The 13,453-nt window shown below is 36.2% G+C and carries 16 protein-coding genes; all 16 read left to right on the forward strand.

Going from position 1 to position 13,453, the window contains the following annotated elements:
* The first annotated feature begins 103 nt into the window (after nt 1-103).
* Nucleotides 104-316, forward strand: a complete 213-nt coding sequence (locus V6984_RS11110) for a hypothetical protein (RefSeq protein WP_342759848.1) — start codon at nt 104-106, stop codon at nt 314-316.
* 129 nt (nt 317-445) lie between these two features.
* Nucleotides 446-1,090: a hypothetical protein gene (locus V6984_RS11115; RefSeq protein WP_342759849.1), complete on the forward strand. Its 645-nt coding sequence runs from the start codon at nt 446-448 to the stop codon at nt 1,088-1,090.
* A gap of 406 nt (nt 1,091-1,496) precedes the next feature.
* Complete coding sequence (locus V6984_RS11120; protein ID WP_342759850.1) at nt 1,497-2,156, forward strand: hypothetical protein; 660 nt, start codon at nt 1,497-1,499, stop codon at nt 2,154-2,156.
* A gap of 63 nt (nt 2,157-2,219) precedes the next feature.
* Nucleotides 2,220-3,191: a hypothetical protein gene (locus tag V6984_RS11125; protein WP_342759851.1), complete on the forward strand. Its 972-nt coding sequence runs from the start codon at nt 2,220-2,222 to the stop codon at nt 3,189-3,191.
* An 81-nt stretch (nt 3,192-3,272) separates the two neighbouring features.
* Nucleotides 3,273-4,070 carry an amidohydrolase family protein gene (locus V6984_RS11130; RefSeq protein ID WP_342759852.1) on the forward strand — a complete coding sequence of 266 codons (798 nt, stop codon included), beginning with the start codon at nt 3,273-3,275 and terminating at the stop codon, nt 4,068-4,070.
* Entirely contained in the window at nt 4,063-4,692 is a 630-nt protein-coding gene (locus V6984_RS11135) for a CatB-related O-acetyltransferase (protein ID WP_342759853.1), read from the forward strand. The genes V6984_RS11130 and V6984_RS11135 overlap by 8 nt, the downstream gene beginning before the upstream one ends.
* A 159-nt stretch (nt 4,693-4,851) precedes the next feature.
* A complete protein-coding gene (locus tag V6984_RS11140; RefSeq protein ID WP_342759854.1) occupies nt 4,852-5,667 on the forward strand; it encodes a MerR family transcriptional regulator in 816 nt (271 codons plus the stop codon).
* Nucleotides 5,668-5,731: 64 nt separating this feature from the next.
* Entirely contained in the window at nt 5,732-6,805 is a 1,074-nt protein-coding gene (locus V6984_RS11145) for a BtrH N-terminal domain-containing protein (RefSeq protein ID WP_342759855.1), read from the forward strand.
* Entirely contained in the window at nt 6,795-7,430 is a 636-nt protein-coding gene (locus V6984_RS11150; RefSeq protein ID WP_342759856.1) for a GyrI-like domain-containing protein, read from the forward strand. The genes V6984_RS11145 and V6984_RS11150 overlap by 11 nt, the downstream gene beginning before the upstream one ends.
* 68 nt (nt 7,431-7,498) lie before the next feature.
* On the forward strand, nt 7,499-7,951 hold the full coding sequence (locus V6984_RS11155) for a GNAT family N-acetyltransferase (RefSeq protein ID WP_342759857.1): 453 nt from the start codon (nt 7,499-7,501) through the stop codon (nt 7,949-7,951).
* A 45-nt stretch (nt 7,952-7,996) separates the two neighbouring features.
* On the forward strand, nt 7,997-8,401 hold the full coding sequence (locus tag V6984_RS11160) for an acyltransferase family protein (protein WP_342759858.1): 405 nt from the start codon (nt 7,997-7,999) through the stop codon (nt 8,399-8,401).
* 45 nt (nt 8,402-8,446) lie between these two features.
* Nucleotides 8,447-8,605 (forward strand): hypothetical protein, encoded by a 159-nt coding sequence (locus V6984_RS11165; RefSeq protein WP_342759859.1) that lies wholly within the window; start codon nt 8,447-8,449, stop codon nt 8,603-8,605.
* Between the two features lie 352 nt (nt 8,606-8,957).
* The gene (locus V6984_RS11170; RefSeq protein ID WP_342759860.1) at nt 8,958-9,401 is read left to right on the forward strand and encodes a GNAT family N-acetyltransferase; all 444 of its coding nucleotides are present in this window, start codon (nt 8,958-8,960) and stop codon (nt 9,399-9,401) included.
* A 53-nt stretch (nt 9,402-9,454) separates the two neighbouring features.
* The gene (locus tag V6984_RS11175; protein WP_342759861.1) at nt 9,455-10,111 is read left to right on the forward strand and encodes a class I SAM-dependent methyltransferase; all 657 of its coding nucleotides are present in this window, start codon (nt 9,455-9,457) and stop codon (nt 10,109-10,111) included.
* A gap of 111 nt (nt 10,112-10,222) precedes the next feature.
* Nucleotides 10,223-10,540 (forward strand): hypothetical protein, encoded by a 318-nt coding sequence (locus V6984_RS11180; protein WP_342759862.1) that lies wholly within the window; start codon nt 10,223-10,225, stop codon nt 10,538-10,540.
* A 571-nt stretch (nt 10,541-11,111) separates the two neighbouring features.
* Nucleotides 11,112-13,373: a helix-turn-helix domain-containing protein gene (locus V6984_RS11185; RefSeq protein ID WP_342759863.1), complete on the forward strand. Its 2,262-nt coding sequence runs from the start codon at nt 11,112-11,114 to the stop codon at nt 13,371-13,373.
* Nucleotides 13,374-13,453 lie beyond the last annotated feature (80 nt).

The following is a 13,453-nucleotide window of genomic DNA, read 5'->3' on the forward strand; positions in this document are numbered from 1 at the left end:
CTCTCCGTCCAGATTGATTAGAGTACGGCCAGACAACTCCTGCGAACCAAGCACATAGGAAGCAAGGTGAATATCCAGGTAGAAGGAAAAAGTGTCCGGAGTTTTGGAGCAGATGCAGATTCCTCATGCAGCTGAACCGGAATATCTACTCGATACCGTTACGGTCAATCTTGAGAATATGCCGATTGGGACAATACTTACAATTGGAAATATCCCGGAATTTCAAAGCGATAAAATCGAACTACAAGCCGATGCAGGTAATATTGTCCTGCGCAACAGTGATAAAAAACGTGTTGATGAGAAAACAGAGCAATAATCTTTTATTCATCACATTTTTAAAAAGGACTTCCATATCTGGTTTTCAGGTCAGGATTAGAAGTTCTTTTCACACTAGGAAGGAGAGAAAAAGTTTGTATATCCGGATGCATTCAGAGAGTATTTGGTTTTGAAGGATAAGAATATGCAGCGGCATATGATAGCACAAATCGATAAAAAAGAAGCTGAAATAAATCGATTGCGTCAGGCAAAGCAAACAGAACGGGAGAGAAAGCAAAAATTACTCAATTTTTCCATAGCGGCCAATTCACACGCTGTTTTTAACATTATACCGGAACAAGTGGAACATGTCTGTAAGACATATATAGTTTCGACGGGACAATATTTAAGCGGGGCGTCCAAAGGACAGCCAAGAATTGTAGAGAGACTGAAGCCCAATTCAGTATGCCTGATGACTGAACGCAGGCGTGGGCAGACAGAACAAGAACGGCGAATTATAGGTGCATTCATGGTCGGAGAAGATTTCTTTGGTGAGGATGTATATAACGGACTCATTGAAGGACACCCTAGGTATCGAATGATGGTTCCGTCTGAGGCTCCACTATTGTTTTGGGAATATTTAGATCAGGACACCCTGCCAAGATGGGGAAATACGGCATTTAAGTATTGTTCCGGCACTGTAATGAATCGCATACTGTCCGAAATAACACAGTTGGTTGGAAATACAGAACAGAAGGAAGCAGCACTTGAGTTTTATCAGTATTTTTGTAAAATGAATTGTCTTTCCCCTCTTATGGAAATCAACATACTATGAAGTGGCGGCTGACGTCTCTCTATGGGCAGTTAGTATATGTGTGGCAGGTATTATGTGGATGATGAGACGGCAAAAGAGATTGAAAAGATTGTGAAGGCAAGGAAAATCATGTATAATTAATCTTAAAGCATCGCTAAACAGAGATTTTTTGAGCATTCATATACGCCCTGTCGCTGCTGAAATCGGACTGTCCTTTGCGACTTTCCCTGCCGCAAATTCGTGTGCCAAGGGTCAAGTTCCTTTGGAATCCCCACAACAAAACAGATTTTCGGTTTTACATGTGGACATGAGCTGTCCATTTTTATAATATAAATCCAAATCAGTGTAAAAGAAGTTAATGAGATATTGAAATAGAGGAAAGTCTGGATTTAATGTGCCTATATAAAACTATTGGAGGAAAAAAATATTGAAAGAGAAAAAAGTTATTTGGGATTACTTATGGTATGCTTTATATGCATTTGCCGGTTTAGGAATAGAATTATTACTGATAGTCTTGTTAGAACCAATATTATTTGGCGGGGTGAGTAGCAGTGATTATACATCCTTACAACGGATAATTCATTGGATTCTTACAATAATATGTTGGGGCGTTATATCGTTTTCCCTTATTAAATGTTCAAAGAAAAAGTTGGATTTTGACGTTATATTGGCAGAAAAACCTACTAGAAATGGTATCATTATAAGTATACTATTGACTATTGCTTGTATTGTGATCAATGCATTTGATTGGGGAGTCCTAAAAGTGGTTGCGGAATTTCAGAGTAAAGGATTATTGCTATTTTTGTTTCAGTATGTTTATTATTTATTTGAGGTAGTATTGGTGGTTCTAATTCTTGCGTTTGGTCAAAAATTTGGTGAAGTTTTGACGGGTAAGATAAGATTAATTCCGTGGGGAGGTATTATTTTATGCATTACATGGGGTGCAATACATATTCTGTCACAAGGAAGTCTTCATGTTGGGATAGTAGTTATGACATTTTCATTGATTTATGGTGTGATATATTTACTGTTGGATCGTAATTTTAAGTACTCTTATATACTTATAGCGTTAGCTTTTATGGTGTAGTAATTAGATTTACTATCTCAATTGTGTGCTGTATTATAAACATAACAATATGGGAGGAAAAATATGGATATCAAAAAATTCTATTCAAAGTGCTTTCAGGGAAATGTTCTTGAAGCCATTAATTATTTGGAGTCTTTTGAAAACAATAATGAAGATATTCTTGAATTGAAACAAAAGTATTTACATAGATTTATAACTCAAGATGAAGTTCTCAAAATAGACTCAGAAGACCCTTGGATTGAAGAAGTCTTGAAGTGTTATTATAAATACTATATATCTGTATTAACGAATCATGATGTACAAGAGTGCGAAAAACAGCTGATTGTCGGTTTGGCAAAGACTCTTATGATGAATGAGTACAAAGATTTAGATGAAATTGAAGCAAGATTGGAGAGTATCTTTGGAGAAAAAGGTTATTGCTTTTTAGGCGGCAAAACGTCACCTTATAGAGGCCCTTATATCTGGAAAACAACAAATAAAGAAGACTTTTTAGTGGAATTACCATGTGGTATCCAAAAGGTAACGGTGTTTTTTATTTCCGAGTTTATAATGTTGAGTTGGTTGCATTTTGCAACTTTTGGAAAGCATCACACAGGTGGCTGGGCGAAAGAAGAAGGGATTTATTATGTGAATGCTGACAATAAGAAAATAGACACACATTCTGCTGATTTTCAGGTTTGGTTTCTGAAACATGAGGCTCAGCATCTAAGTGATTATGCCAAGTATCCAAATCTGGATGGGTCAGGATTAGAATATCGAGCAAAACTTGTAGAGCTAATTTACCATCCTGATACTTTTAACAAATTAGAAACTTATATTAATCAATCAAAAAATGATAACTCCCTGGCACATCCATATGCAGCATTCCTGATTATCAATGGCCTGTCAAATATACTTTTCGGCAAAGAATTTGTCGGAGACTTAGAAAAATGGAACACCTTTGATTCAAGTTCGATTTCTAAGGAAGCATTGAATTTATTTATGGAAAATGAACGGGTTTTAAGTGGCGAAAACTGTGAAACCAGAGTTGATTAATGGACACTTGGACGGTAATATCAGCAGTGAACTTGCGATTAGGTTTTGAATCAAATTTATATAATCAAAGGGGTGAGCAAAGTGGAAATAATAGATACGCATACTCACATTGGGCAATTTGGGCAATGGAACTGTTCGTGTGAAACCTTAATGACCTGTATGAGAAAGTTTGGAGTAAGTCAAGGAATTGTATCAACTATAAGCGGAAATGAATATGATTATGAGCTAAATTTAGTGAATTCAGATAAAGGCCAAATAAGAATCAATCATGATATGCTGCAAGAGATAAAAAAATATAAAGGAAGACTAAAAGCACTATTTTGGATAAGACCTCATTCGGAAGTGGCAGATAGACAATTAGAAAACTACTTGGAAGTGAATAGAGAATGGTTTGTTGGCTTAAAAGTTCATCCACGATGTTCGAATTTAAAATTTTCACTTGAAAATTACCATACATATTTAGAATTATGTAAGAAACTAGCACTACCATTTTGCATCCATACACAGAATGATGGATTTTCAAATATTGAATATGTCTATAATGTTGCAAAACAATATTCCGATATCAATTTTATTGCAATACATATGGAAATGGGGACAAACCATCAGTGTGCAATGCAATACATAAAAGAATGCTCAAACTTATATGGAGATACTACTATGGTAAAAATTGATGATGTAATTAAAGCGATTAGGTGTTGTGGAAGTAAGAAAATTCTTTTTGGCTCTGATGCTGTTGTATTTGGTGAAGATAGTTATAGAAGGTATGATGATTTTGAAGAAAAGTTAATAAATACGTTTAGCGGAACAGAGATTGAGGATTTATTTTATAATAATGCTAAACGATTTTTTAAATATATAGGAGGAAGTTATGAATAGTAAGAAAGTCTATCCAAGAACGGGCGATAAAGAAACAGTGTATTTAAAATCTACTATTACAAAACCCAATATAATTGTTGGGGATTATACTATGTATAATGATTTTGTAAATGATCCAACACAATTTGAAAAAAATAATATTATATACCATTATCCAGTTAATAATGATAAGTTAATTATAGGGAAGTATTGTTCTATAGCATGTGGTGCTAAATTTATGTTTACAGCTGGAAACCATAATATGACCTCACTTTCAACTTATCCATTTCCAATATTTTATGAGGATTGGGGATTAAATAGTAGTAATATAATAGATGCATGGAACAATAATGGTGATATCTTAATAGGAAATGATGTTTGGATTGGTTATGAAGCAGTAATCATGCAAGGAATTCATATAGGGGATGGGGCAATAATAGGAACAAGATCGGTTGTAACAAAGGATGTTCCACCATATACAATTGTAGGCGGAACACCAGCAAAACAAATTAGAAAACGCTTTTCCGAAGAAGTAATAGCAAAATTAATCAAACTGCAATGGTGGAATTGGGATGATGATATCGTCCAAAAAAATTTAACCAATATTATGAAGGGAAATGTTAATTTGTTAGGAGGATTATAATCATAATTTGAATTACATTAGTTCTTTTATAAGTTAGATTTCAGAAGAGTTCTTCTCTTTTAGATGCTTTTTTTGAGATTATAGATTTTTACAGTTTATGTTTATGAAGCGAAGGAAGATAGAAGTATAAGAACTTTAATTAGAAAGGGATCCTCACTTATGCTAAAAATTGGAGAATTTGCATCGTTATCTTCTATCAGCATTTATATGCTGCGTCATTATGATAAGATTGGTATGCTCTGTCCACAGTATGTAGATGTAAACAACGGCTACCGTTATTATAATATTGAACAATTGGTGCAGGCGAATCAAATCGTGTCAATGAAGAATCTGGGATTTGGTTTAGAAGAAATAAAGAATGCGCTTGCTATGACGCAGGAGGAATTAGAAGCACTTTTGAATGAAAAGCTGCAAAGTAAAATACTGGAAGCAAAAATACTAAAACACCAGATCGATACCTTGGAGAAGACGATTCTGTTACAACAAAATGCTGAGGAATATGCACTTTCCATCGTGTTGAAGACAATGCCTGAAATGCATATGGTAAGCTATCGTGATACCATTTTAGAATTCAGTGAGGAGGGACGCTTATGGGGAGAACTCACGAAAGAGTGTGAGATATATCATATAGCAGTGAACACAAATTCTGTTGCTATGGCAATACAGCATATGATTAGCAGTCAGAAAAATGAAATAGATGTAGAGGTATTACTATCTACGAACAAAGAACAAAAAGCTTGTGGAAATTTAAAATTCAGGAAATTGCCTGAACGTCAGGTTGCATCCATTATATTCAAAGGAAGCTATTCACAGATTGGAAGAATCAATACATTTGTTGCGAGATGGCTGGAAACAAACCATTATGAAATATGTGATAAAGCATTTTCCATCTATTATAATTCTCCAAGGGAAAGTCAGTCAGAGGATCAGTTCGTAACAGAGCTTTGTTTTCCGGTTTGTGAAAAAAGTAGTTGACTCTCGTACGATACAAGGGTTTATCCTTTCTTTAGTAAAGAGAATTTGAAAGGATGAATACTTTATGAAACAAATGCTGAATATTTCGCATCGTGTTGATGATTATGTGTGTATGTGGAATGGAATTGAAGACTTATATATTCGTGACACCCATGAAAATTTACCGCCGAAGTTTTTCTTTTCTCTGGCATCATTTGGTTCGTTTTGCTATATGAAGACAAACCATTCAGAGTTAAAGCGTATGGTTGCACTTGGCGATGGACGTACAAAACAAATGTATGCATTTCTTGCACCAATTGTCGGCTTTGACTTCAAACATCACGAATTCAAGACATTTAAGAAAGCATTAACTAGAGCAAAAGCGGAAATTAATGATGGATTTCCTTGTATACTCGGTGCACTTGATATGTATTACTTACAATATTACCCAAAACTTTATCATGGAAAAAGCATACCGTTTCATTATGTCATGATGATTGGATATGATGATGAGGCACAATGCGTCTATATTAATGATTGCGGTAAGAAAGAGACACAAGTGCTAGCCTATGATGAACTTCGGCTGGCATGGGACTGTTCCTATCCAGGACTTTCAAAACCGAATACAGTATGTACAATCAGAATGCGCAGTATGAGGGACAAATATGAAATCGCAAAAGAAGCACTTTCAAAAAAGTGTGATTTATTTTTAAATCCTCCTGTGGGATTTATCGGTTATCGCGGCCTTGACAAACTTATAAAGGATCTGCCAAACTGGAAAACAGAACTTTCAAAAGAGGATTACAATAATTTACTGTTTAATATGGTACAGTTTTTTGGTACGGTTCCAACGGTACCAAATGCATTACAGGGAATCAACGAAGAGGATGACGTAGAATTTGGTGGTGGATTTGACAAGATTTCTGTTGTACTGGAGGCGTTAGGCGAGGAATATAAGGATTTAAAAATGATGAAGGCTTCCGGCACTTTTAGTGAAGGCGCAATTATCATTTCAAGGATTAAGGATATCATTGTTGAGTATCTTACCGATCAGGGGGATCGAACAAATGAATTTCCAATGTTGTTTACAGATATTCAGCAGATAATGAAAAAGGGATTTGAAATTCTTAGAACGGAGAGTGATTGCAATGGCATTTGATTATAAAAAGGAATATAAAGAATATTATGCACCAGCGAAAAAACCGGCCATCGTACAGATACCAAGGATGAATTTTGTCGCAGTTAGAGGAAAGGGAAATCCGAACGAGGAAGATGGAGAATATAAAAAAGCACTAAATTTGCTCTATGGAATTGCATTTACCATTAAAATGAGCTATAAGGGAACGCATGAAATTAAAGGCTTTTTTGATTATGTCGTGCCGCCGCTGGAGGGCTTTTGGTGGCAGGAGAACGTTATAGGTGTTGATTATGAACATAAAGAAACTTTTCAGTGGATTTCTCTGATCAGATTGCCGGATTTTGTTACGAAGGATGATTTCGACTGGGCAGTGCAGGAAGCAACACAAAAGAAAAAAATCGATTTTTCAAAAGTAGAATTTTTTACTTATGAAGAAGGAATGTGTGTGCAATGTATGCATATCGGTTCGTATGATGATGAGCCGGCTACCGTGAAATTGATGGAGAAATATGCGGAGGAACAAGGGTATGAAATTGATATCAATGATGAGAGATTTCACCATGAAATATATTTAAGCGATGCCCGCAAGTGTGCTCCGGAAAAACGCAAGACAATTCTTAGACATCCGATAAAACATATTAAATAAGCAAATGCCGGAACCTTCATTTCTATGAATGATGCGATTGCTAATGGCAAAAGATTGGATGGTGCATTTTGGAGATTAAAAGTATTTGCGAAAATAAAAAACAGTTTCTGGATTTACTCTTGTTAGCTGATGAACAAGAATCCATGATAGATAAATATTTAGAGCGAGGGGATCTTTTTGCCTTATATGATGGTGACTTGAAAAGCGTGTGCATAGTTACACGGGAAAGTGATGATGTATGTGAGCTAAAAAACATAGCCACTTATGAAAAATGGCATGGTAACGGGTATGGCAGCAAACTTTTGCATTACATTTTTTTACATTACAAAGGCAAGTACATGACTATGATTGTGGGAACAGGTGACAGCCCATGGATATTACGGTTTTACGAAAAAAACGGTTTTATGGTTTCGCATAGGATTAAGGATTTTTTTATAGACAATTATGACCACCCAATGTTTGATAACGGTATTCAATTAGTGGATATGATTTATTTGAGTAAGGATCTATACTTAGTATGAATATCTAATTATTTATATAATATTTAAAGCAGGGTGGTGGATAAAATGAGAAAAATATATATTGACAATCTACGTTGGATGGTCGTATTGTTGCTTTTCCCCTATCATATATTTATGATTTATAATAATTTTGAGAGCTTTTATATTCATGAGAATGAAATAGATGGATTAAGCAGAATACTTTATGAGCTATGGCCTTGGATGATGCCGGTCTTGTTCACCGTCGCGGGTATGAGCTCAGCCTATGCACTGCAGAAGCGATCGGGCGGCGCCTATTTGAAAGAGCGTGTCTTAAAATTGCTCGTCCCGCTGTTGTTTGGGATGTTACTGCTCATCCCTGTCCAAACATACTTGGCAGAGCTGTTTCATCATGGGACGGGTAATTATTGGAATTATTTTACGAAGGTAACCGATTTAACCGGGTATTGGGATATTCCTATTTTTATATAACGTGAAGTTCCATAATAACGGGAATTTGTATGGGGGTAGCGAGGGATGAAAAAAGGATTATTTATTTTGTTGTTTGCTATTGTAGAACAGGTAAATTATTTTGTTGTTAGACTTTCCTACAGGAACTCCAAAACACTAATTAAATTAATTATAAATAATGAGCTGAAAATAAGTAAATTGTCCAAAGAAATTGCAGAACGCTAAAATTCCAATTTATCTGACAGTTTAAAGGGCGAATTATTTATATTAGGCGAGGTTTGAATATGAGAAGGAGTAAATTAGCTGCTGTATTATATTTTGTTTGTGCCATATTATGGGCAACAAGCGCTGTGATAAATGCTCTAAGCTCAAATATCCCAATGTGCGCGGTATACATAGGACTATCTGCCGCATTTCTTTGTTTGGGAATGTTGTATAGACGGAGCAGAAGGACTTTTTATATGACAGGCAAGGTAATTTGATTGAACATTGCAGCAACAATATGCTTTTCACTACGTTCCGAAGGGCATGTCCGCTATATTTACGAAGGTTATGAAAATGTGGATAAAATAGAAACATGGGAATTGATGGAGATAATAATATGCTAAGTATTAGATATGTACAAGAAGAAGATAATGAATTCTGGTTTAAATTAGATAAACACTTATCGCAATGTGAGTTTGAAAAGAAAATCAGAGACAAAATGGGATATGTACTCCTAGAGAATAATGTTCCTATTGCTCTATTAAGATACAATCTGTTTTGGGATAATACCCCTTTTTTGACAATGATTTATGTCAAGCAAGAATATCAGCACAAGGGATATGGCAGAAAACTTATTAAATTTTGGGAAGAAAACATGAAGTCAGCAGGCTATGAAATGATTATGACATCGACTCAGGTAGATGAAGAGGCACAGCATTTTTATAGAAAAATAGGGTATCAAGATTCCGGAGGATTGATTGTTAATGTTTCCAAGTTTAAGCAACCTATGGAAATGTTTTTTACAAAGGCAATATAATAAAATCAAATCATTTATAAAATATACAAAACTATCTATACAAAGGAGTCATTATGGGAGATATAAAAACGGCTTATAAATCATCAAAAAGCATCTATGATGATACACTAACACAGAAAAAGTGGTGGTCGAAGCTATACATTTCTATGTTTTGGGGCGGCGTAGATGATACTGAGATTGCCAATCGAATTTTAAAAATGATACCGGATAATTTTAACGGGAAAATATTAGATGTTCCGGTTGGTACTGCAGTATTTACACTCTCAAAATACAAAATGTTAAATTCTGCAGACATTACCTGCTTGGATTATTCTGATGATATGCTGTCATTGGCCAGTAAACGCTTTGAAGATATGGGATTATCAAATATTACATGTATGCAGGGTGATGTTGGAAATCTGGAATTTGAGGACAACACCTTTGATATTCTTCTTTCAATGAATGGATTTCATGCATTTCCAGACAAAGGAAAAGCCTTTTCTGAAACAACAAGAGTTCTTAAACACGGCGGTATCTTTTGTGGTTGCTTTTATATAAAAGGAGAAAATAAGATAAGTGATTTTGTGGTACGCTCATTTCTTTCAAAAAAGGGATGGTTTACACCTCCTTTTCAAACCTTTGAAGAATTAGAAAATGTATTACATGGCCTATATTCTAAAGTAGAATTGTTCAATGAGCAATCAATCGCCTATTTCAAATGCATTAAATGAGCATAATATGAAGCCGTTCCAACATCCTATTTATGTTTAATCAGCTCTTAATCGAGAATAAATACGTTATATATTGTTTATATTTGTCACATTTGAAAAGGAGATATGTTTATGTCGGCATTCTTTAATTTGGGAAGTTTTGTTTTGGGAATTATGTCCTGGATTATTCCAATCGTTGCAATTAATCGATATCGCAAAGGATACAAGTTGGCAGGTTTTTCGATTTATAGTTTCTCTTGCTGTGCCATAGCATTGGTTTTTCAATTGTTTGAAATAAGACATCGAGTGATTATTGAAGATTTCTCTGCTATTATGGACACAATTGGTGCAACCTCTGCGGCGTCGGTTATCCTTGTAATAATTACTATTATCCTTAATATCACAGCATTGTGTTTATGCAAAACTAAGGATAATAATTACCAATCCTAAGTATATTCAGGCATGGGATATCTTTTATGGATGTGCCGGCAAGGCAACTCTCGTTTCCAAGCAAGAAAGGATGTCTGGATGGAATGACATAGTACAAGGAGAATTATTTGCACTGGGAAAAACTCGATAGTTAGATATATGTACATGCATGATAGACGTATTTGCTTATAACTGAAACACATCGGATGCACGGTTGTAAGCAATAGGTCTTATATGTCTGTGCGTAGATGAAAATGTGAGCTTACTCTTTATATATTTGCATTTTGTATTATACTTATCGCATCAGGCATATAGAATGCTTGATGCGATTTTTTGTATGAGACGGAGGCAAATAATGAATGGTAAAATTAAATTAATATTGGCAACAGTAGATGATGCAGAATTGCTGCATCAAATGAAGTATAAAGCTTTTCTGCCACTATATGAAAAATAATAAGAAATCTTTTTGGTATGTATGAAAAGATAAATGTATTTGTTTAATATAGTGCTTACAAGTCAATTATGATATAATTTTTAACGCAAGAATAACAGGAATAACATTGAAGACACGATCATTATGTGGAGAACGGCGATGATTAAAAAACAAAAAATGAAGACGCTTCCTTTAAAAACCATATATAATATGCTTTTTCTTCTTTTTATTATGATTCCTATACTGATTGTTTTGCTGGTGTCGCTTTTGATTTTGAACCAGCAGTTCAAGAATCAGGCGATGGAGAACATAGAACAGGCGCAGCAAACAGTTATCGCGGAACTACTATCGGATATAAGCGTTATGTCCATGCGATTGTCTCATTTGATTTATACTAACAATAATGAAATATTGGCTTACGCGGCAGGTACGGATACGGCGCAGTGGGAAATCAGATATGAGAATGCGCAGAAGCTGGCGCAAACAGGTAATCTGGCGCTGGAACCGGTAAAAGATATAGTTTCTGTTGGTTTTTACATGAAGAGCGGCAGGGAGACTTATATAAAAAATGATATTCACCGCTCGGAGGAGGAAATCAAACAGACGAAATGGTATCAGGCAGCGCTGGAAAATCCTAATAGAGTATTTGTAGGCTCATATGATACGAACTCGTTAAATGATCTTTTTACCGGAGGTAAAAAAGATATGCTTGTTTTGGTGTTCGCGCTTGCTCCCGATGTGACCACGGACCGTTCTCAAAGGATAGAGATGGTGACATTCTATCATTCCACTGCGGCGGCGGAACGAATCAGGAAATATAATACGAACTATCTGGCAGGAAAGAACAAGCTTGGAATCGCACAGATCACAGACGAAGAAGGACAGGTCATATTTTCCACACAAGAGGAGGCGGAGCAGATTCCGGAAGGAAAATATACGTGCGTGAGAACTCCGATTGAGTTCAATGATACTGTGTGGTATATCGAAAGCTATATCAAAACTTCGCAGCTTACTGCCGATTATTGGAAGAATGCAGTGTTCATTCTTTTGGCGGCGGTGTTGATTCTGGCACTTGCGGCATATTTTTCCCGGTATTTTTTAAGAAGTATTGTAAAGCCGGTGGAGGAAATCAGCAGTGGCTTACGGCAAGTAGAGGAAGGGAATCTGGAAGTCCATATATCTCCCAGCGGTCAGTTTGAAATCAGAACTATGATTCATCAGTTCAATGCCATGGTAAGGCGGCTGAATGCATTAATTGAGGAATACGAGGATAAAGTGAGGAGTGCGAAGCGGAGTCCGAAGGATTACCTGGCAGCAATGCTTAAAGAAGAAATGACGCCTGAGGAGGTGAATACAAGCTTTGCTGAATTTTTTGCTGAGCGCTATGCGATATTGGGCTTCTTTGTATATGGCTATCATGGGGAAGAGGATGGGACAAAAGGCACTTCTCGATTGACCTATAGCTTTGAACGCAATCCACGTTTTGCCTCAAGATGCCTCCTCTACATGGAACGTTCCGATTTCTTTTTTATATTTTACAGGATTACGGAAGAGGATTATGTATCCGGAATAAAAAAAATGGTGCAGGATTTACAAAAAGCCGCAAAGGCGGAGTTTGGTGCAGGAATTTGTGCCCTTATCGGGCGCGAAGCCTTCGGCTGCGGAGATTTTAGGCACCGGATCGAGGATATACGAAGCAAAATGTGCCTGCGCCATTTGAAAGGAGAATGCGCGGTTATCGATGTGAGCGAGGAAAGCTCTCAGTGGGAGAAGATTATCATCCTTTCCAGAGAGTATGAAAGGCTGGCCGGAGCACTCTATATTGCGGATGAAAAAAACATGGTGGAGGAAAAGGAGCGACTATTCGAGATGTTTCCTAATCGTGGCATGGGAGAGCTTTATCAGTTGGCCTGTTCGGTGGTCTTAGCGATAGGAAACAGGTTCAGTGAAGATAATTCTAATTTTACCGAGGTATTTGGAAAACAATATGACTATGTGGAGAAATTTCGTCGTATAGAAGACGTGAGAAGTCTGAAAATATGGCTTACTAATTATTTTGCATGGATTATGGATTATTCTGCCTCTAAGCTGAAGGTTTCAGAGACGGATATGGTAGTGAGAGCCAAGCGTTATATTACGGCTCATTACGAGGAAACGGAGCTTACGCTGGGGATGGTTGCGGAGTATGTGGGGCTGAACGAGAAATATTTTACAAACCGTTTCACCAAGGAGGCAGGAGAGAATTTCTCCTCATATTTGACGGGGCTTAGAATGCAGAAGGCGAGAGAATTATTGAAGACCACAAGCTTTAAGGTGTACGAAATTGCCGAGATGACTGGATATCAAAATGCAGAGCACTTTAACAGGATGTTTAAGAAAATAAATGGGATTAGCCCTTCGCAGTATAGAAAAACCATGTAAAATGCATGGTTTTTCTTACGATTAATCAAAAAATCTTTACAAATAACAAGAAAGCAAAAAAACCGAATCTGAAAAAAAGT

Source organism: Kineothrix sp. IPX-CK (genome assembly GCF_039134705.1).
GTDB classification, from domain to species: domain Bacteria; phylum Bacillota; class Clostridia; order Lachnospirales; family Lachnospiraceae; genus Kineothrix; species Kineothrix sedimenti.

Excerpts from the sequence above, each read along its gene's own strand:
- V6984_RS11150 (WP_342759856.1), top strand. The coding sequence starts at position 6,795 with ATGGCATTTGATTATAAAAAGGAATATAAAGAATATTATGCACCAGCG.
- V6984_RS11140 (WP_342759854.1), top strand. The coding sequence starts at position 4,852 with ATGCTAAAAATTGGAGAATTTGCATCGTTATCTTCTATCAGCATTTAT.
- V6984_RS11125 (WP_342759851.1), top strand. The coding sequence starts at position 2,220 with ATGGATATCAAAAAATTCTATTCAAAGTGCTTTCAGGGAAATGTTCTT.
- V6984_RS11135 (WP_342759853.1), top strand. The coding sequence starts at position 4,063 with ATGAATAGTAAGAAAGTCTATCCAAGAACGGGCGATAAAGAAACAGTG.
- V6984_RS11180 (WP_342759862.1), top strand. The coding sequence starts at position 10,223 with ATGTCGGCATTCTTTAATTTGGGAAGTTTTGTTTTGGGAATTATGTCC.
- V6984_RS11145 (WP_342759855.1), top strand. The coding sequence starts at position 5,732 with ATGAAACAAATGCTGAATATTTCGCATCGTGTTGATGATTATGTGTGT.
- V6984_RS11160 (WP_342759858.1), top strand. The coding sequence starts at position 7,997 with ATGAGAAAAATATATATTGACAATCTACGTTGGATGGTCGTATTGTTG.
- V6984_RS11175 (WP_342759861.1), top strand. The coding sequence starts at position 9,455 with ATGGGAGATATAAAAACGGCTTATAAATCATCAAAAAGCATCTATGAT.
- V6984_RS11185 (WP_342759863.1), top strand. The coding sequence starts at position 11,112 with ATGATTAAAAAACAAAAAATGAAGACGCTTCCTTTAAAAACCATATAT.
- V6984_RS11170 (WP_342759860.1), top strand. The coding sequence starts at position 8,958 with ATGGGAATTGATGGAGATAATAATATGCTAAGTATTAGATATGTACAA.
- V6984_RS11165 (WP_342759859.1), top strand. The coding sequence starts at position 8,447 with ATGAAAAAAGGATTATTTATTTTGTTGTTTGCTATTGTAGAACAGGTA.